The following is a 17,430-nucleotide window of genomic DNA, read 5'->3' as shown; positions in this document are numbered from 1 at the left end:
CCCCCGTTTACGCAGCTTGAGACGTTGCCGAACGGTTTGGCGGACTGGCCGAGGCGAGCAGCGCCGCCGTGTACTCGGCCTTCCATCGACGCCGCTCCGCGACCGCCCGCAGCAGCAGGCGTGGTCTTGGGGGCACGTTCGGGTCACCGGGCTGCACGTTGTTCCAGACGACTCGTTTCGGCTGGTCGTCCCCGGTGATCCCCACGTCGGCAAGCAGTTGCCGAACGAATTCCTTGCGATCGTGCTTGTGGTCGGCCAGCGACTTCCCAGACCACTTCCGCGACACCAGCACCCGCCGACCGGCCACGCCGAGCGTTGAGCGCTTGTGCGCCTTGCCCTTGCACCGGCCGGGTTCCATCGACAGCCGAGCGCCCTTGGGTTGGACGCCGTAGAGCAGCCACACCGGGCACTGCGGCGAGCAGGGCGTCACGGCCAGCTCCGCGCAGAGCCGCTCGGCGTGGTCCTCCTGGCGGCTGGTCCGGGCGTCGAAGCATTCCCCGATGCTCTTGGTCAGGTACTTCGTCAGGTAGCCGATGTGCCGACCGGCCTCCTCAGTGCCGCCGAGGATGCCCTTGGAGTGCACCTGGACCCCGAACCGCGCCACGTGCGCGGGAGCGTCCACCTGGTCCAGCGCTTCGTCCCAGGTCGGCAGCGGTTCGCGGGTGGTCGGGTCAACGAACCCCTTCGCCCGCGAGTCCCACACCGGCCGGTGGTCTCCGCTGTACTTGATCTCGTCGTGATTGGGCCACCAGACCTGGTGATACGTGGCCTCTGCGACAGCGCGCAGCTCCGCGCGCGAGATCGAACCCCGGATAGCAGCGTGCCAGTGCGGCGCCAGTCGCCGCTGAGGTTCGACCGTCGAGAAGTACTGCACATCCCACCCGACGCACCGCCGGAGGTTCTGCACGAACCGATCGAGCAGCGCCGCGAAGTGCACCGCATCCCGAGCCGCACGCCGGTAGTCATAGGTGGCCGGGTCGACCGGCGTACCGTCCGCGCGCACCTTGCCGTAGCTGTCGAGCGTCAGCGTCAGGAAGGTCGAAGGCTGGTACTTGCCCCCGAACACCCGTCCTACCGTGCGCTTCTGGACCGGCCGCTGAGGCAGGTTCGGCGCATCCTGCCGCCGCCTGGTCGACCGCTTCCGGGTGATCCGTGGACGTACTTCCAGAGCGGGGAGGGAACCGCGGATTCCGAGCAGCCGAAGCTCGGCGTCGACCCCCGCGACCTCTTCTCGAACCTCCTCAGCACCGATCTCGTCGCCCTCTTCGACGGCCTGCCGGTACACCTTCACCAGGTCGGCCCGGTAGGCGGTCAGCGCCCGCTGATCGTCACTGGGCTGGTCCGGGGTGAAGTCGGGTTCCTCAGTCAGGTGCCATCCCTCGCGGCACTGCGCCATCCGTAGCCGCCGGTTCTTCTCCGCGCAGGTGGGGCACACACTCGCCACGGTCGAGCCGCACGCCACGGGCACGATCTCGACCCGCCCGGTGTCCAGGTCGATCCGCTCCTTGGCCAGCGGCCGGACGCAGACGCCGTGCTCTTCAGCCACGGCCCGAGCCACGTCCAGCGCCGCCGGCTGCTTCATCCGGTCGGCACGAGTCAGGTACTCGCTCACGCCGCAACCTCCCCCGAGCCGTCCGGCCGAGTCGGGAAGTCGTGCACCTTCGCATCGGCCAGGAACAGGCCCAGCTCGACCAAGTCGGCATCGGTGACGTGGAAGGCCCGAGCACGCTCAGGCTCCCTCTGCCCGTCCTCCTTGACCCAGGCGACACCGGGCGTGTTCTCGCTGATCTCGTGCGCCGCCGCGCCGCGCTGCCGCACACCGTCACCCAGCACCATGTCGACCTGTTGCGGCTCGTCCAGGCGCAGCGCCACACGGGTGCTGAACAGGTGCCGGAAGGACACGACCTCCTTGCGCGGATCCTGCACCAGGCCCACGACCGCGTACCCAGGCGCACGCCCCTGCGAGGTGATCGTCTGGATAGCCCGCACCGCTCGTTCCCGGAGCTGCTTGTCCGGCTGGTAGGCGATCAGGTCCGCCAGCTCATCGACAACCAGGACGGTGAACGGCTCACCCGTCGACCGCGCCCACAACCGCCGCACACCCCTGTACTGCGCCGCCCGCTCCTTGACCTCTGCGGCGATTTCCTCAAGCAGGGCAACGGCTTCCGGCCCGTTGTCGTAGACCACACGATCGAAGGCGTCCGGACACTGCCCAAGTTCCATCCCGCCCTTCGGGTCGATCCCCACCAGCCGAACCAGGCCCGCACGGACCGCCGGGGCGAGCTGCCACACCAGCGACCACAACACCGAGCCCTTGCCCGCACCAGGCACGCCGACCACGAGCACCTGCGACCCGAGCAGCCGCAGCCGCCACGGCTTGCCGGTCTCAGTCCGGCCGACGACCACCCGCTTGAGATCCACCTCGGCGTCCGTCAACGCGGGGACGGCCAGGGGACGCAGCAGCGGGTCACGGTGGACGAAGTCCAGCTCGATCACCCTCGGCCGCAACACCCGCACCCGACACGAGCGAGCGCCGAACGAGTGCGCCAACCCGTCCCGGCGCAGCTCCCACGCCTCAGGCGACTGGGCAGGCACCATCCGCACACGGACCCGGTCCCGCCATCCCTCGGACCGCACCCGGCGCAGCTTCGGCCGGTACTCACGCCCACGGTCCCGCTTGGCCAGGTCAGCCAGCCGCATCACCGACCGCCACTTCGGCACGTACACGGTCACCCGCCGCCACTCGGTGACCAGCCGGTACCAGCCGTGCCGCAGGAACGACCCACGATCCAGGCCAGCCCAGATGACCAAGGCCGCGACCAGCGACAACAGCGCCAGCACGAGCGGCGAGAGCCCGAACCGCCACCAGCACCAGGCCGCCGACACCGGCACCAACGTGACCACCGGATACCGAACGACAACGAGCACCAGGCGCACGACACCGACCACGACGAGCCAGCCCAGCACCACCAGGGCGGCCAACCACTTGGCCTTGCCCGGCACCAACGCCCACCACGGCACCCGAGGCCGCACACCCTCGTACGGAGCCGGGTCCACCCACTTGCCGCCCATCACGCACGCCCCACGGGGGCGAAGATCAGCGGCAGCCAGCCCAGACAGGAGCAGCAGACGAGCTGGTTCGGGGCGTAGATCCCGAACCGCTTGCACGCCCCGCATGGGCGACCGTTGGACAGCTTCCACACAGATGGGGCACCGCGCCGACTTGACGCACCGCCCCCACGTACCGATAGCCTTGACATGACCGGAACCCCTTGTGTGTCAACAAAAGCGCGCGAGAAGACCGGTCGTTGTGTCGTCGGTGAACTGCTCCAGGCCCGCCAAGACTTGAGGTCCGTTCACCGACGACCACGACCGACAGGTCAGTGATCGTCTTCAGTTGTCACTCGACAGTGCGGGCGGACACCGCCGCATCCGATGCCCGCCCACACCACTGGCTAGCTAGTAGTCCAACGGGTCGGGCATCCAGCGCAACCAGGCCGCGAGACCGCCGAGGGTGATCTTGAACCGCGTCTCCTCGCGCTCGTCCCCGCCGTCCTCCCGCCACTCGTGCGCGGAGGCGTGTCCGGCCGCGACCAGGTCCAGGCAGGCGAGACGCACCATCTCCTCGGCCGCACCGGCCGCCGTCACCAAGTCCTCGATGCGCCACTCCCGTGACGGCACCAGCACCAAGGCGTCAGCCACCCGGTACAGCACCGGGAGCGAGTAACCCACCACCTCGCCCTGCGCCCGGTCCTCGGCCGACAGGCGCGACCCCATCACCGGCACCACTCGCGGATCACGCCACACGTCCGCGTCATGCAGCCAGTCGTGCGCCACCACCGGCCCGCCCCAGTAGGCGAGCCCTTCCGGCGACAGCCGATGGCGGTGCACGGACACCGCACCCTGCAACGTCCCCTCATCGACCGCAAGGTGCCCGAGGTCGACCAGATCACGGCAGATGTGACGCACCGCGGAGTACGGCATCTTCGTCGCCTTCTCCAACGCCCGCACCGACCAGACGTCGTGCGGGAAGCCGACGAGCTGCCGCATCACCGCCTCGAACATGAACGGCGTGTACCCGGCATCGGACAGCTCGGCCAACGGCAACCCGTCCCGCACCACGCGGACCAATCCGCCACCAACCCCACCACGGCCCCGCCGCACAGCCCGATCAACGCTCATCCGAAACAGCCCCCTCCGCCTTGGCACGCTCGCGCTTCGCCCAGTACAGCGCCTCGTGGTGATGACCCCGATCAACCTCCGCGACCCGCGCGTACACCTCCGCCGACCGCAGGTAGAACTGCCGCCACGCATCCGCCGGGGCGTCTGGGGCGGGCATGAGATGCGTCAACGCCTCGTGCGCGTCCTTGAGCAACGTCACGGCGTACGCAGCCGCCCACGGATCGGCCCTCTTCGTGCGACCCATCACGCACCCCCACCCTCGGGCGAGGTGCCCAGCGCGGCCTGTCCCTCGGCAAGCGCCTCCGCAAGACGTGGCAGTGCATCCCGATCAACAACCAGCACCGCAGGAAACGCGTTGCCGAGCCGGATCTCCACCCGCCCCGCGAACACCAGCGGCTCGACCCGAATCGGCAGGTCAGCGGTGACATGCAGACGAACCATGTCAGCCACCGGGGGTCACGCGGCCTTGGACGCGGACTTGACCACAACCGGCTTCATGCCCGTCGCACGCAGGCTGTACCCGAGCCTCGCCCGGCACCTGTGCCGCTCACCGCCGTGGCTCCCCCGGCACGCCTTGTCGTCAATCCACGGCGTCACCGTCAACCCCTCGAACACCACCGGCCGCACGTCGGTGCCCGGAATCGCCTCCGGCGGAACCGGCTGGTGAGGAGCCGCGATCTTCACCGTCACCGCAGCCTCTGCCTTGCGCTCCGCCGCCTGGTCGATCACCAGGACCGACCACACCAACAGGCCGGTCTCCTTGTCCGTCTCCTGCTGCACCGGCAACCCCTTCGCCCGCTCCTCGGCGGACTGGAACTTGAGCACCGGTTCCACGCCCATCACCAGCGCGCCACGTGGGAAGACGAAGTCGTGCGACGTGGGGAGCCTGCTCCCACCCGAGATCGCCACAGCCGTTCTCCTGACGTCGGTGTCGGCTGGACCCTCTGTCCAGCACCTTGACACCCACCACTTTCGGCAGAAATACGGGACGGCAGCACCGCATAGCGGGACAACTACAGACGTCCTTGGTAGCTTGAAGACGTCCCAACTCGTTCCATAGGGGGAACCATGCCGAACCAACGCCTACGAGACTCGTTGCTACGCAACGGCTTTGACCTCAACCAGGTAGCCAAAGCCACCGGCGTAGACCCCAAGACGGTCGAACGATGGATCAACCTCGACCGGACCCCGTACCCCCGCCACCGGCGCACCATCGCGGCCATGGTCCGGGAGGCCGAGACCTACCTCTGGCCCAACGCACTCGCCCCGGATGCCAAGAAGGAGATCACCCAATCGGAGGTCGTGCAGGTCTACCCGCACCGCCACTCCGTCCCCCAGGAGCAGTGGTCCCACCTGGTCGACCAGGCCCGGATGAACATCTCGATCCTGATCTACTCGGGCATGTTTCTCACCGACAACCCGAGCCTGATCAAAACCTTCCGCCAGAAGGCCGAGGCAGGCGTCAAGATCCGCCTACTGTTGGGCGACCCAGCCAGCCGCGAGGTAGCCCGCCGCAGCGAGGAAGAGGGCATCGGCAAGGGCACCCTCGCCGCCAAGGTCCGCAACGCCCTCGCGTTCTTCAAGCCACTGGCCGACACCGGCCACGCCGAGATCCGCTGCCACCGCACCACGCTCTACAACTCGATCTACCGCTTCGATGACGAGATGCTGGTCAACACCCACGTCCACGGCTTCATGGCAGCTCACGCCCCAGTCCTCCACCTGCGCCGCCTATCCGGAGGCGACCTCTTCGAGACCTACGCCGAGAGCTTCCAGGGCGTCTGGGACGACGCCAAGCCACCCAAGTGGTAGGCAGGGAGACATGGCGCGCACCGACCACTACAACGACCCCAACGCCCCCAAGGCGACCAACATCGTCGTAGCCGTGACCGCGTTCGTCCAGGACGACCAAGGCCGCCTACTCATGATCCGCCGCACCGACAACGACCTCTACTCCATCCCCGGCGGAGCCCAGGACGTAGGCGAGACCATCGGCCACACCGTCATCCGCGAGGTCAAGGAAGAGACCGGCATCGACGTAGACCCCACCGACATCATCGGCGTCTACTCCGACCCGGCCCACGTCATCTCCTACACGGACGGCGAAGTCCGCCAGGAGTTCTCCATCTGCTTCCGCGCTCAGCCCATCGGGGGCGAGCTGCGCACAAGCAACGAGTCCAGCGAAGTCCACTGGGTAGCCCGTGAAGACCTCGAAGCCCTCAACATCCACCCCTCGATCCGCCTCCGGATCGAACACGGCTTCGAACCGCGGACCGCTCCCTACTTCGCCATCTAACCGCGCCCGATCGCTCGTAGGCGCTTCTCTGTCCTCTCGGCGGCAGCAACCAACTCAGGCTCAGCTTGCCCGATGAACATGGTCACGATGTCATCCGGACCATAGCGCTTATGGATCTCAGCGAGCCGATCTACCACCGTCGTCACTTGACCGTCCGGGCTGGTCGTCATATCCGCCCACCAGAGTGCATCACGCACTGCGGATTTCTCGTCTTCCCACGAGGCCAGCTCCGCTGATAGGCCTCTCAACTCAGCTTCCCTACACGCAAACGAGTGATGTGCCACAAGCGCACACAGCCGTTCCGGGAAGCCTTGTTGGTCGAGGTAGCGAGCACCGTCAAGCGGATGGAATCCAGTCAACGCCAGATCAGGCGCGTACCCCACATCGTGCAGCACAGCCGCCGCCGTCAGCAGTTCCTGGTCTTGCCCGACGAAGAGCCCTCGAGCTTCCTCGGCCCGCATCGCAACACCTTGCACATGCGCCCATCGTCGAGGCAACGAGCCAGCAAGCTGGTCCTCAGCGACCGAGTAAGCCCATGCGACGAGATCCACGCCCCCCACCCTAGACAGTCAAACGTCACCACAACAGCTGACGCCCTGCCACGGTCATGGTGCACGCGCTTCGCGCCTACACCCAAAACATCAGATGTCGCCGAAGGTCTACTCTGAGAAAGTTCGTGTACATCTCAGACTCACCGAGTGTATATCTCGGACTCAGCGATCAGGAGATGATGCACGGAGCTCCCCGTGTAAGTCGCAGTGAAAAATTCGGCCGCCTTAGTCCAGGGCAGCGAGGCGCTCAATCAGGTCTTCATCCCGTGGCCAGTCACCGGTAATCGCGGCATCGAGGATGTTCGCCACTCTAGCTGATTGCGACCGGATCGGAACCCAGATTTTGCTGGTATTTCTACGCGTACTGACCACGAGACCAGTTGCCACAAGAACACCCATTACACTATTAACCACTTGATAGTATTGCGGCGGCATGCCGCGACGCAAGGCACTATCCTTTCTTCCAGCACCAGCTTGCACGTACAACTTCTTGAGGATGACTAAGCCAGCAAGTACAGATGGCGAATATGGCAACTCTAGCAGAGAGTCCGTAGTAGCACTCGAAATCAGGAAGTCATCGAATTCGCAGTTCACAAACTTGTCCGGCGGCAGATCTTCTTGCTGCCGAACTCCTTCGACCTGCAGAAAAGCGCAACCATAAAATTGTGGTATAGCTTGGTGATCACTTCCTATTTCGAGCCGGCCGAAAAAGCAGTCTTGGAACTGCACCGACGCAAGATCTACGCCGGCAGGGACTACAAAGTCAGCTACCGTTAGCCCTCTTAGATAGATAGGGCCAGCTATGTTGGACTTGAGTTCTAGAGCGATCGCCAACAAGTCGGCAGCAAGAGGCGGAGCTACACCATGGCCATTGACTGCATATCGAAGTGCAGTACTTACTAGACCGGCGCCAGCCTCTTCGACGCCGAGTCGGTGAGCGGCCGAGCTTATGCCCACTTCCTCAAGAAGTTGGAGCCAATCTTCGGAAGGCAGATTAGTGCTATATGGATCGTATACATATTTGACAACATCTCCAGCACGAGCAACATCGGCCAAGACAGAATCCATAATCTTCCTAGATTCCGTCTTCGGATCTTCAATCGCCAACCATGGAAGTCGCCGCAGTAAAACATCTTGACGGATATCTGGCGGATAGCCTACGACCTCGCGAAAAGATTGCCTGATATCTTCTAGGAAGACCGGGCCTACGCCACTTCCAGTCGCTCGTGCCTTGGTTGCCAGTCTTTCGAAGACGGACCGGAGCTGATCGCCCGATACGCCGCCCTCAATATTCGATTCCCGTTCGAAGGTCCTCGCCAGGAGGAGATCCCACCCTTCCGGCGCGTCGAGTGTATCTTTCCTGACGAATTCCTCGAGAATATTTTGGGTCGCCAAGTAACCGAGCAGCAGAGGACGCGGCGGCAGCCACGCAGGAATGTCGGCTACCCAACCTTGCCGCGAAAGGTAGTCAGAAACTTGCTGGTCAGTGAAGTCCGTTGCGCTGAGCATAACGGCTGCTTCGTTGAGACCCAAGGCTTCTTCCAGGTCAGAAGCCTTATAGAACAAGTTCTTCCGTCCGGCAATCAAAACACCTACCGTATTAGGCGTATCCCTGACGAATCTGCGAACTAGCTCGACGCTTGAGTATCGCGCACTTCGTTCGTTCTCGAAATAACCACCACCGATGTTCGCTGGCGCGATCTCGTCAAAACCGTCCAATAGTATATGTGCATATCCGGCGCGCCACGCTCGTACCAAGTGGTCAGCACGCCTGAAACCTATGGATCGCGCATGTCTTTCCAGGGCTTCGACAGGGTCAGTTTGCCCGTGGTGATCTCGCAGACTGATATGAATGGGAAAATGTGTTTCGCCATCTATTCCGTACTTATCGGCAAGGTCGAAGAAAGCTTGACGCAAGGTCATACTTTTCCCAGCCCCATAGTCACCTGAGATGACCACTCGCTGCGTCGCCCTTACCTGTGCGACCACGCGTCGATATGAAACTGTTTGAGCATTATCGCGAACGTCGACAAAGTCCATCGGAAAGTATTCACCGATGTCTTTGTATGATCCATTTACCAGGTCACGGGCGCTGCCAAAAGAAGACTCGCGCCTGTGACTAAGGTAGTCCGATACGTTCAATAAACGGTTTCTGAATACCTCGAACGAAATAATGCTCACAAGCTGGTTTCCGACACTTTGAACAGCCGTTCGTTGCTCAGCTGTTGGCTCAGTCTTGGTAACCAGGTAGCCTCTTACCTCTCGGCCGGGATATTTGTCTTGCAGATGTAGACATAGCTCGTCCAGCTTACGCGCGTCACTCAACGCTTTACCTCGAGTCTGACTTACAGTGGACTCGATCGCTACAGCCACATCATCGTTGACGAATACGCCATCACGCTCTTGGCCATTGAACATGATCGCCCCGTCACCGTCCGTGTCGGGATACAACCAGCGCGCGACCCGAGTGACCTCCTGCTCAAACGCCTTCTCGCGCCTTTGCGCCTCAGACACCATTGTGAAGCTTCCTCACCTAAACGGGGGACACCTGTAGGTGTTAGACATATAGGCTAAGTCACACTGCGTGTTACTTGCCGAACTTGGCTCTACGGGATCAAGGCGCGCGCCGCCTGCGGCTGCGCGCGACTGGCCGGAACGCACGTTGGCACCGACTCCCCGCATCCCGGCACGCCGGGCTCCCGCTTCGCTCCGCCCGTCGGCCGGGCGCGGAGTCGGTGCACGTGGTCCGGAGGCGGCGCGCGAGTGATGGCGAGCTGGAGGCCACGGAGTTCCGGGGGTCGCCGGTCGGGACGATCGCGCGGTCACGCGGCTAGGGTGGGCTGGGCATGGCGATCGGCTGCCGCGACGGCTTCGCCGTCTTGCCATCGGGCAGGGTCGGGCTATCTGGGAGCCCTCAGCGCGAACCGCGAAGCCACTGCGAAATGGCCCCGTGGACGTGGGCGACGGGGTGCCGCTTCGGCGCAGGTCAGGGGACGTGACCGCAGGGTTGGGCCACGCGCCTTCCTAAACCCAATACCGGTGACTTAAGGGTTGATCGGGTAGGTTGTGGGTTCTGGAGGTGCTGGATGCCACGGCCTGGGCAGGTGAAGCCCGAGACGGATGCGCGGTTGTCGGATCGGATCGCGATTGGGTTGTTGACCAGGTCGTTTCCGCCCGAGTTGGTGGATCGGGTGATCGCCGAGGCCGGTCGGGAGGGGCAGCGTGACCGGTTGTTGCCGCCGCGGGTGGTGGTCTATTTCGTGTTGGCGATGTGTCTGTTCTCCGGTCAGGGTTATGAAGAGGTGGCCCGGTTGTTGACCGAGGGCCTGTCGTGGGCGGCGCGGTGGTCGAAGCCGTGGCGGGTGCCGACCACGGCGGCGATCTCCCGGGCCCGGGTCAAGCTGGGCGCGGCGCCGTTGAAGGCGTTGTTCGAGCAGGTCGCCAAGCCGTTGGCGGGGCCGACGACGCGTGGGTCGTGGTATCGGACCTGGCGGGTGCTTGCCGTCGACGGCACGACGTTCGACGCGCCCGACACGCCGGAGAACACCGAACGGTTCGGTCGGCCGGGCAGCGGCAGGGCGGCGGCGCGGGGTGATCGGGCGGCGTTTCCGCAGGTGCGGGTGGTGGCGGTGGCCGAGTGCGGCACCCACGCGATCGTCGCGGCCACGCTTGGCCCGATCACCAAGGCCGAGGCCACCCTGGCACACGACCTGTTCCCCGGCCTGGGCGCGGGCGACCTGGTGATCGCCGACCGCGGGTTCGCCGGACTGCCGCTGTGGCGGGCCGCGTCCGCGAACGGAGCGGACCTGTTGTGGCGGGTGCGCGCCAATATCGTGCTGCCGGTGCGGGAAGAGCTGCCCGACGGGTCGTATCTGTCGGAGATCGTGGCCACCGACGACCACTACCGCCGCAAGGATCCGGTGACCGTCCGGGTCGTGGAGTACACACTGGACGATCTCGCCCGCCCCGAACACGACGCGCCGTATCGGTTGATCACCACGATCCTGGACCACCGCAGGGCCCCGGCGAAGGAGTTGGCGGCGTTGTACTGCCAACGCTGGGAGATCGAGACCGCGCTGGACGAACTCAAGACCCACCAACGTGGTCCCGGGCAGGTGCTGCGCTCACGCTCGCCCGACGGCGTCGAGCAGGAGGTCTGGGCACACCTGCTGGTGCACCACGCGATCCGGTCGCTGATGCACACCGCCGCCACCGACGCCGGCCTCGATCCCGACCGGCTCTCGTTCATCCGCGGCCTGCGCCTGGCCCGCCGCCAGACCACCGCGCAGGCCGCTTTTTCCCCCTGACCGATTAGCCCACGCCCTACTCGACGGCATCCACGAAATCCTCGCCCGACTCCTGCCGAAACGCCGACTCCGCCGCAACCCCCGCGTGGTCAAACGCAAGATGTCCAACTACAAGCTCAAACGCACCGAGCACCGGACCTGGCCACAACCCACCCGCGACCCCGCCGACGCAGTCCGGATCGCACCGCACTACCGCACCGTCTCCGCCAACAAGCAGCGCAAACCACTCTAAGTCACTGGTATTGTTCCTAAAACGTGTGTCGCAGGTTCGAATCCTGCCGGGGGCACCACAAGGATGGGAACAGGACCGTCACCCGATGGGTGACGGTCCTGTTCCGTATTCTTTTGTTTGCGCTGCTGACGGCGTCGCCGTGCATCGTCGAGCGAGATGACCGCCGCGTCCTTGGCGGTCCGGCTGGCGGCGGTGATGGTGGGGCCGGTCAGGGTGACCCGGCATGTGGCGGTATTGGTGTCGCGGTTGTAGCGGATCTCCAGCCGGAGGGCTTCGAACAGGGCGCGGGCCAGCTCCTCGGGTAGTTGGTCAACTTCGATCTTCATCACGGGGAGCGCATCGAGCAGGCCGGGGTTGGGCGCGGCCAGGATGCGCTGCTCCACCTCAGCGAGCTGCACTTCCAACTGCTCGCGCTGGGCCCGGAGCTCGGCGCGCCGCTCGTTGATGTCGCGGACGAAGTCCTCGTCGGGGTCGTCGACGAGTTCGAAGTTGCGGATCGTCCGTTTGATCTTGACATCGGTATCGGCGATCGCCCGTCGGAGCCCTGCGACTTGCTGTTCACGCTCTTGCGCCACGGTGGCGTCGAGGTGGCGGAGGTTGGCGTCGAGCAGTTGGCGACGGTAGTCGCCGAAGACGTGGTCGGACAGGAAGGCGTTGACCTTCTCCAGCAGGTGGTCCTCACGGATGAAGACGCCACCGGCGGCCGGGTGGCCGGCGGGGACGTATGCCTTCTTAGGTGAGCAGGCGTAGTAGACGCGCTTGCGGGTCTTGCCGCCCATGCGCCGCCCGCACAGGTCGCAGAAGAGGTAGGTGCGGAAGAGGTAGGACCGTTTGGTCTGCGGGTGTTTGGTGTTGGGTCCGGCGGCGGTGCGGGAGCCGAAGCGGTGGCCGCTGACGTCTTGGGTCTGGATGAAGGTGTCGAGGTCGACCAGCACCTCGTGCACGGGTTCGGGTGACCAGATCCACTCGGAGACGGGGTTGCGTCTGTTGCCGCCGGATTTGCGGGCGCGACGGTTCCACACCATGTGCCCGGTGTACTTCGGGTTGGTGAGGATGTCGCGCACGTTGGAGTAGGTCCACAGGCCGACCGCTCGCGACGGGGTGTTCGGCGTGGGCGGCGGGTTGGTCGTCAGGTCGAGGTTGAGTCGGTCGGCGATGGGTTGGTAGCCGAGTCGCTCCTCCAGCCGCCACTGGAAGATCCGCTTCACGACCGGGGCCTCGGCCGGGTTGGGCTCGAGGAAGGTCTTCTTCTGTCCTTTTGCTCGCTTGGCCGGGACCGGATGCGGAACGTGTCTTGCCTGGAAGCCGTAGCAGGGCTTGCCGACGTTGAAGCCCTCTTCGGTGTGCACGGCGAAGCCGTCCCAGGACTTCTCCAGCATCTCGAGCACGTAGAACTCGGCGATGCCTTGCTTGACCCGGCGGGTCAGCAGCTGGGTCGCGACCTTGGCCTTGCGGCCGGTGCCTTGTGCAGCGAGCGTGAACGGCTCGTCGGCGGCGAGCAGGCGGATCCCGGCACGCTCCAGGCGGTGTTCGATGTCGGTGCCGATGTAGGTGCGGCGGGAGATGCGGTCGATGGACTCGCAGATGACGAAGTCGAAACGCCGGTCGGCGCGTTCGGCCTCGGCGAGCAGGTCCTGAATGCCGCCATCGCGCGGGATGGGAATGTCGAACTGCTCGTGCGCGGTGCCTCGGCCGCGTGCATCGAGGTCCTTGCGGCCGGACTCGACGTCGTAGAAGTTCACGACGATCAGCGCGTCCTCGGGCAGTACGAGCTGGGAGGCGCGTAGCTGCCGGGGCAGCGACAGGGTCGGGTCTTGCTGGTCGTCGGTCGAGGTGCGACCAGCCCACGCGAAACGCAGCAACCGGGGCGTTGGTTCGGCGGCCCCGGTGTCGTCGTCACGGTGGTAGGGGCTGCGGGGACGGCCTACTGGTCGGTCGTCCGCCCACTGGCGGACGAGTTCTGGGCCAGCCATTCGGTCACCTCCCTCAGTACCCGTGCCTGCTGGAGTGCGAGCGCTTGGCCATCGGGCCCGTCGAGGAGTTGGATGTCGAAGACCACTTCCGGCGCTTCGGGCTCGAACTGTTGCGCGGTCGTCGTGCGACGTCCCCGACCAACGGCGGACGACGGCCTTGTCGCATCGTTGCGGCCGGGCGGGCGTCGTCGGCCGTCGTCGTGCTTCTTCGTCATCGCACCTCCCCCCGTAGGTCAGCTGTCGGGCTGCAGATGAGTTGATGCATCAGGTTGTGCACCTCGGTCGACCAGTCCGACCCGAATGGCCATGCCTGCGGCGACGACGTGGGCGATGCCGGGAAGTCCTGTGGGACGGTGGTGGTGAGGGTGGCGACGTGAACTCCGCACTCGGCCAGCTCCCGGAGAACCGCTTGGTGCTCGGACATCCGCCGGGGCAGCCGGGACTCGTCGAAGCACACCACCACGTCGAAACCACGATCGCGGTCATGTGCCAGCCGGAGCAGTTCGACAAGACCGCCGTGCACTCGATGTCCCGCCAACGACAGGACTCGCGGTGCACCGTCGCTGCGACGGTTCCACACTCCGATGTCGGCGAAACAGGCCGAGATCGTGATGGGTTCGGGCAGGGCGGTCACGACCGCGTGGAGTTGCCGCAACAGCGACAGCGGAGCGTCTCTCGTGCTTCCGCACTTGCCGTAGAAAGCGACTTGTGGGTGTCCTGAGTGGTTCGTGGGGCGCTGAGCGGGGTTGGTGTCACCGGCCATCTCGCGCTCCTTTCTCTTACAGCACTTGGTGTTCGAGCGCCGTCGGGTTTGACGGCGTAGGTGTATCCACGCTCCGTACGCCCGAGACGGTCAAGCGGGGTGCGACGCGGCACTCGCGTCGGCGCGCTACGGCGTTCGATCGCCTGGGGCGGGCGATCCCCCACCCCAGGCGTATTCGCCCCGTCGTGCGCGAACTGGGCGGCGTTGCGTACCGAGCGGACCCGTGCCGCCTGTTTTGTTGTCGCCTCGGTGCGGCGACCAATCAGCTCTGGTCTGTGCGCCCGCTTTCGCGAACACGGAGCGGACCGGTGGGCGTCACGCCGCGTACCTCGGAGCGAGTTCTGAGCGGTGGTCGAGCCGTTCCTGTGGCGTTCGATTCGTTGAGCCGACGAGGTGAATCCGCCGTCGGTCAGCCACGTCGGGGACGGTCGACCTGGACGGCAACTCCGACTGCGCGGTAGCCGGCTGCGGTTCCGCCGGTGCCGAGGGGGCAAGGGCGGCAAGAAGCCGGGTGTGCCAGTCCATCGCGAAGCGCAGGCAGTTGGATTCGCTGCGGTGGGTGGAGGTGCAGCCGGGAACGTGCCGCCCCCGCAGACTCCAGGACGCCGAGTCACTTGAGGCGATGGCGTCGGCGTACAGGGCGAGGCCGAAGCACCTTGGCGCCGAAGGCGTGGAGCTTGTAGCCGCGGGCGGCCAACGAGCGGACGATGCGTTCGACCTCGACGGTGTGCTGGCGGCGGCACACACTTCCCACGCCCACCAACGGCAGCGCGGTCAGGTCGACGCCGCGTTCTTCGTACATGTCCGCACACCGGTGGTAATCGGTGATCGACTGTCCTTGAAGGACGGGAATGAACGGCAACTCCGGATCCAGGTCGCGCAAGCGGAGGTAGTCGACGACGGTGAGGTGTTGGTGGGTGCGCAAACTCAGACCAGTGCGAGCGAGAACGTGGTCTTCGGTCATGCGGTCGCGGGGCGCGGCCCAGTCGAGGTTGCCGATCTCGGTGGCGTAGCGGCGCACCGCCTTGACGTAGGTAGCAGCGTCAGTGCGCCACCGCCCGTGTAGCGAAAGTTCTGTGAAACCACCGGAGTCCAGCGCCCACGAACTACTCGCGCGTGGAAGCGTGCGGCGGCCGGCCAGGCGTCGGTGGCTGACCAGGAACGGCACGCCGAGGTCGCGCGCCAGCCAGGACGGTTGATGGGTTCCCAGGTAGAACTTCACGGGCGCGTCACCTCCCGGTGGGCGGTCACGCTCGCGATCTGAAGTGCGGCAAGTGTGAGAAGCGTGGCGACCCCTTTGCCGACGATCTGTCCGGGCACGGCCGTGAAGCTGCCGAAGGCCAACGGCACGAACAGGGCGCTGTCGACCACGAGGCCGCCCGTGTTCGATGCCGCGACAGCTCCCAGCCGCGAGCTGTCGCGCATCCTCGTGTAGATCAGTGCGTCCACGATCTCCGACGCGGTGAACGCGACGACACTGGCCACCGCGATCTGCGGGGAAGCCAACATGGCTGACAGTCCCGCTCCGGCTGCGATGCCCACGGCCACTCCGCGGACACCGAGCCTGTCGTGCACGAGGTCGCGCGCCGTCAGGCTCGTTCCTGCGAACACCGTGCCCGCCGGAACGACAAGTCCAGCGACGACAAGCGGCGGCCAGTGCACCGAGGCGACGTTGGCGGCGGCGACGACCGAGAGCAGATATCCGATCATCGCCGCCGTGGCGGACCCCGCGTGCCGCGAGCCCACTACTCGTGCCCACCGGTTCCGTGGTACCAACACGAACTGCGGCGGTGATGTGTTCGCGGCGCTCATGCGGCACGCTCGCGGTGTCCGTGATCCACGGCGGTGACCGGCTCCCCGGACCGACACGACCAGGGCGAGCATCCATCGGGGTCACCGTCCTCCGCTACGCCGTCTGCCGAGTCGGTGGTGATCAGCCGCAGGTGCTTCTTGCTCCTGGACTTGGGGGGCGCGTCGAGGTCGACCTGGTCCAGCGGAAGGCAGGAGCGGTGCAGGAAGTACTGGCCGCGCAACTCCTGCCCTTGCGTGGTGGCGTGCGGGTAGCCGTGGCGGATGGCACGGTCGAACTCGACTGCCTCGGCCCAGCCGTCCGGGTCGTTGTCGCGCACCCACCGCCAGCCCGCGTTGCCGTGGAACGGGCACCCGACACAGGCTGACTTCACGGTCTCCCCGAAGCCTCGTTCGGCGAGGAACTCCATGCACCGGGCCCGGTCGAAGCCGAGATCGATCAGCGGGAAGACGTTGCGCAGGAACCGCAGCCCGGAGTCCTTTGCGCGCGTGAACTCATCGGTGCTGATCCCGATGGCCTGCTCGGCGTAGACCCCGCGCGGCACCCGATGCGGATGCGGATATCCCAGTAGCTCCCGCGCGGCCTTCTTCAGCGGGGTGATCTTGTACTCGTTGGTGCATTGCCTCCTCGCGAGCCCTCGCGACCCATCGGGGTTGAGGGTGTGCAGGGGCATGGACACGAAGCGGTGACGGGGATCGAGTGCGTCGGCGCGGATGTTCCCGGCCGAGACCTGACGCACTGGGATGCCGTGTCGTTCGGCGTGCGCGGCCAGGCGGTCGAGGTTCGCGTAGACGGCGCGCGGCTCCCAGCCGGTGTCGGCGAACAGGGCGACGTCGAAGCGCGGGATCTCGCCCTCGCACGCCAGCAACAGCACGGTCGTGCTTTGCACTCCGGCGCCCAGGGACAGAAGTCGCAGGGCCGGTCCGGTATCGGTCGCCTTCAGGCTTGTTGTGGTCATGCTGCGGTCACCTCCTGCCCGGTCGGCGACCGGTGGTCGGTGTCGGTGGTGATGTCGAGGAGTTCGGCGAGGTCGTCGAGCAGCAGGGCCACCGCGTAGGCGGCTTGCCGGGGAACCACGCCGTTGCCCAGCGCGCGGAGCTGTGCGGTGCGGGGCAGCGGAAGGCCGGTGACCCAGCCCTCGGCCAGCCCCTTCCGTCGGGGTCTTGGTGGTGTGGCGCACTGTCGCTGGACCGGATGAGGGCAAGCGTGCGCGACAGCTGCTGTCGGGGTGTCGTCGACTGTCGCGTTTGGACCAGAGCTGCTGTACTGAGCCACAGTGGACGGTGGTGGGGAGGTGGCCAGGTGCGCTCGTTCCG

The 17,430-nt window shown here is 65.7% G+C and carries 19 protein-coding genes and 1 pseudogene; 4 read left to right on the top strand and 16 right to left on the bottom strand.

What is annotated here, in order from left to right; all coding sequences use genetic code 11:
• Positions 1 to 7 precede the first annotated feature (7 nt).
• From A6A25_RS29005 to A6A25_RS28980, 6 genes are all read right to left on the bottom strand, one after another.
• Complete coding sequence (locus A6A25_RS29005; RefSeq protein WP_143193509.1) at positions 8 to 1,582, bottom strand: replication initiator; 1,575 nt, start codon at positions 1,580 to 1,582, stop codon at positions 8 to 10.
• A 26-nt stretch (positions 1,583 to 1,608) separates the two neighbouring features.
• A complete protein-coding gene (locus A6A25_RS29000; protein WP_073895557.1) occupies positions 1,609 to 3,072 on the bottom strand; it encodes an FtsK/SpoIIIE domain-containing protein in 1,464 nt (487 codons plus the stop codon).
• A 387-nt stretch (positions 3,073 to 3,459) separates the two neighbouring features.
• On the bottom strand, positions 3,460 to 4,131 hold the full coding sequence (locus A6A25_RS28995) for a hypothetical protein (protein ID WP_143193481.1): 672 nt from the start codon (positions 4,129 to 4,131) through the stop codon (positions 3,460 to 3,462).
• Positions 4,132 to 4,171: 40 nt separating this feature from the next.
• Positions 4,172 to 4,426 (bottom strand): AMED_5909 family protein, encoded by a 255-nt coding sequence (locus A6A25_RS28990; RefSeq protein WP_143193480.1) that lies wholly within the window; start codon positions 4,424 to 4,426, stop codon positions 4,172 to 4,174.
• Positions 4,426 to 4,623, bottom strand: a complete 198-nt coding sequence (locus A6A25_RS28985) for a hypothetical protein (RefSeq protein WP_073896141.1) — start codon at positions 4,621 to 4,623, stop codon at positions 4,426 to 4,428. Before A6A25_RS28985 ends, A6A25_RS28990 begins: the two co-directional genes overlap by 1 nt.
• Positions 4,624 to 4,638: 15 nt before the next feature.
• On the bottom strand, positions 4,639 to 5,091 hold the full coding sequence (locus A6A25_RS28980; protein ID WP_083668772.1) for a hypothetical protein: 453 nt from the start codon (positions 5,089 to 5,091) through the stop codon (positions 4,639 to 4,641).
• Positions 5,092 to 5,250: 159 nt separating this feature from the next.
• Here A6A25_RS28980 and A6A25_RS28975 point away from each other — a divergent pair, with 159 nt between their 5' ends.
• Positions 5,251 to 5,994, top strand: a complete 744-nt coding sequence (locus tag A6A25_RS28975; protein ID WP_073895554.1) for a DUF5919 domain-containing protein — start codon at positions 5,251 to 5,253, stop codon at positions 5,992 to 5,994.
• A gap of 10 nt (positions 5,995 to 6,004) precedes the next feature.
• On the top strand, positions 6,005 to 6,478 hold the full coding sequence (locus tag A6A25_RS28970; protein ID WP_073895553.1) for an NUDIX hydrolase: 474 nt from the start codon (positions 6,005 to 6,007) through the stop codon (positions 6,476 to 6,478).
• Here A6A25_RS28970 and A6A25_RS28965 read toward each other — a convergent pair.
• Entirely contained in the window at positions 6,475 to 7,029 is a 555-nt protein-coding gene (locus A6A25_RS28965) for an HD domain-containing protein (protein WP_073895552.1), read from the bottom strand. The genes A6A25_RS28970 and A6A25_RS28965 overlap by 4 nt on opposite strands.
• Before the next feature lie 225 nt (positions 7,030 to 7,254).
• Entirely contained in the window at positions 7,255 to 9,543 is a 2,289-nt protein-coding gene (locus A6A25_RS43420; RefSeq protein WP_143193479.1) for an NACHT domain-containing protein, read from the bottom strand.
• 572 nt (positions 9,544 to 10,115) lie between these two features.
• On the opposite strand from A6A25_RS43420, the gene A6A25_RS28960 reads away from it, so the two are divergent.
• Both A6A25_RS28960 and A6A25_RS44305 read left to right on the top strand, forming a co-directional pair.
• A complete protein-coding gene (locus A6A25_RS28960; RefSeq protein ID WP_073895551.1) occupies positions 10,116 to 11,336 on the top strand; it encodes an IS4 family transposase in 1,221 nt (406 codons plus the stop codon).
• An 85-nt stretch (positions 11,337 to 11,421) separates the two neighbouring features.
• The gene (locus A6A25_RS44305) at positions 11,422 to 11,568 is read left to right on the top strand and encodes a hypothetical protein (RefSeq protein WP_158073836.1); all 147 of its coding nucleotides are present in this window, start codon (positions 11,422 to 11,424) and stop codon (positions 11,566 to 11,568) included.
• Here A6A25_RS44305 and A6A25_RS28955 read toward each other — a convergent pair.
• The 8 genes and pseudogenes from A6A25_RS28955 to A6A25_RS45175 all read right to left on the bottom strand — a co-directional run.
• Positions 11,565 to 13,430 carry a recombinase family protein gene (locus A6A25_RS28955; RefSeq protein WP_073895550.1) on the bottom strand — a complete coding sequence of 622 codons (1,866 nt, stop codon included), beginning with the start codon at positions 13,428 to 13,430 and terminating at the stop codon, positions 11,565 to 11,567. The genes A6A25_RS44305 and A6A25_RS28955 overlap by 4 nt on opposite strands.
• A gap of 62 nt (positions 13,431 to 13,492) precedes the next feature.
• On the bottom strand, positions 13,493 to 13,756 hold the full coding sequence (locus A6A25_RS43415; protein ID WP_143193478.1) for a hypothetical protein: 264 nt from the start codon (positions 13,754 to 13,756) through the stop codon (positions 13,493 to 13,495).
• Complete coding sequence (locus A6A25_RS43410; protein ID WP_143193477.1) at positions 13,753 to 14,304, bottom strand: recombinase family protein; 552 nt, start codon at positions 14,302 to 14,304, stop codon at positions 13,753 to 13,755. Before A6A25_RS43410 ends, A6A25_RS43415 begins: the two co-directional genes overlap by 4 nt.
• A 315-nt stretch (positions 14,305 to 14,619) precedes the next feature.
• Positions 14,620 to 14,898, bottom strand: a complete 279-nt coding sequence (locus A6A25_RS46930; RefSeq protein WP_443217073.1) for a hypothetical protein — start codon at positions 14,896 to 14,898, stop codon at positions 14,620 to 14,622.
• A 16-nt stretch (positions 14,899 to 14,914) separates the two neighbouring features.
• Complete coding sequence (locus tag A6A25_RS28945) at positions 14,915 to 15,526, bottom strand: deazapurine DNA modification protein DpdA family protein (protein ID WP_241828975.1); 612 nt, start codon at positions 15,524 to 15,526, stop codon at positions 14,915 to 14,917.
• The gene (locus A6A25_RS28940; protein ID WP_073896138.1) at positions 15,523 to 16,014 is read right to left on the bottom strand and encodes a VUT family protein; all 492 of its coding nucleotides are present in this window, start codon (positions 16,012 to 16,014) and stop codon (positions 15,523 to 15,525) included. The genes A6A25_RS28945 and A6A25_RS28940 overlap by 4 nt, the downstream gene beginning before the upstream one ends.
• Positions 16,015 to 16,112: 98 nt before the next feature.
• On the bottom strand, positions 16,113 to 16,988 hold the full coding sequence (locus A6A25_RS28935; RefSeq protein WP_241828974.1) for a hypothetical protein: 876 nt from the start codon (positions 16,986 to 16,988) through the stop codon (positions 16,113 to 16,115).
• A gap of 80 nt (positions 16,989 to 17,068) precedes the next feature.
• Positions 17,069 to 17,430, bottom strand: a pseudogene (locus A6A25_RS45175) (hypothetical protein); the annotation flags it as partial.

Source organism: Saccharothrix sp. CB00851 (assembly GCF_001905065.1).
Classification (GTDB): domain Bacteria; phylum Actinomycetota; class Actinomycetes; order Mycobacteriales; family Pseudonocardiaceae; genus Actinosynnema.
The sequence above is the reverse complement of the archived record's forward strand: the minus strand, read 5'-3'. Positions and strand labels throughout refer to the sequence as shown.

What these genes read in the sequence shown, in the direction of transcription:
- A6A25_RS28985 (WP_073896141.1), bottom strand. Translation starts at nt 4,623, where the DNA reads ATGGTTCGTCTGCATGTCACCGCTGACCTGCCGATTCGGGTCGAGCCG.
- A6A25_RS28940 (WP_073896138.1), bottom strand. Translation starts at nt 16,014, where the DNA reads ATGATCGGATATCTGCTCTCGGTCGTCGCCGCCGCCAACGTCGCCTCG.
- A6A25_RS29005 (WP_143193509.1), bottom strand. Translation starts at nt 1,582, where the DNA reads ATGAAGCAGCCGGCGGCGCTGGACGTGGCTCGGGCCGTGGCTGAAGAG.
- A6A25_RS43410 (WP_143193477.1), bottom strand. Translation starts at nt 14,304, where the DNA reads ATGGCCGGTGACACCAACCCCGCTCAGCGCCCCACGAACCACTCAGGA.
- A6A25_RS28970 (WP_073895553.1), top strand. Translation starts at nt 6,005, where the DNA reads ATGGCGCGCACCGACCACTACAACGACCCCAACGCCCCCAAGGCGACC.
- A6A25_RS28990 (WP_143193480.1), bottom strand. Translation starts at nt 4,426, where the DNA reads ATGGGTCGCACGAAGAGGGCCGATCCGTGGGCGGCTGCGTACGCCGTG.
- A6A25_RS43415 (WP_143193478.1), bottom strand. Translation starts at nt 13,756, where the DNA reads ATGACGAAGAAGCACGACGACGGCCGACGACGCCCGCCCGGCCGCAAC.
- A6A25_RS28975 (WP_073895554.1), top strand. Translation starts at nt 5,251, where the DNA reads ATGCCGAACCAACGCCTACGAGACTCGTTGCTACGCAACGGCTTTGAC.
- A6A25_RS29000 (WP_073895557.1), bottom strand. Translation starts at nt 3,072, where the DNA reads ATGGGCGGCAAGTGGGTGGACCCGGCTCCGTACGAGGGTGTGCGGCCT.
- A6A25_RS28960 (WP_073895551.1), top strand. Translation starts at nt 10,116, where the DNA reads ATGCCACGGCCTGGGCAGGTGAAGCCCGAGACGGATGCGCGGTTGTCG.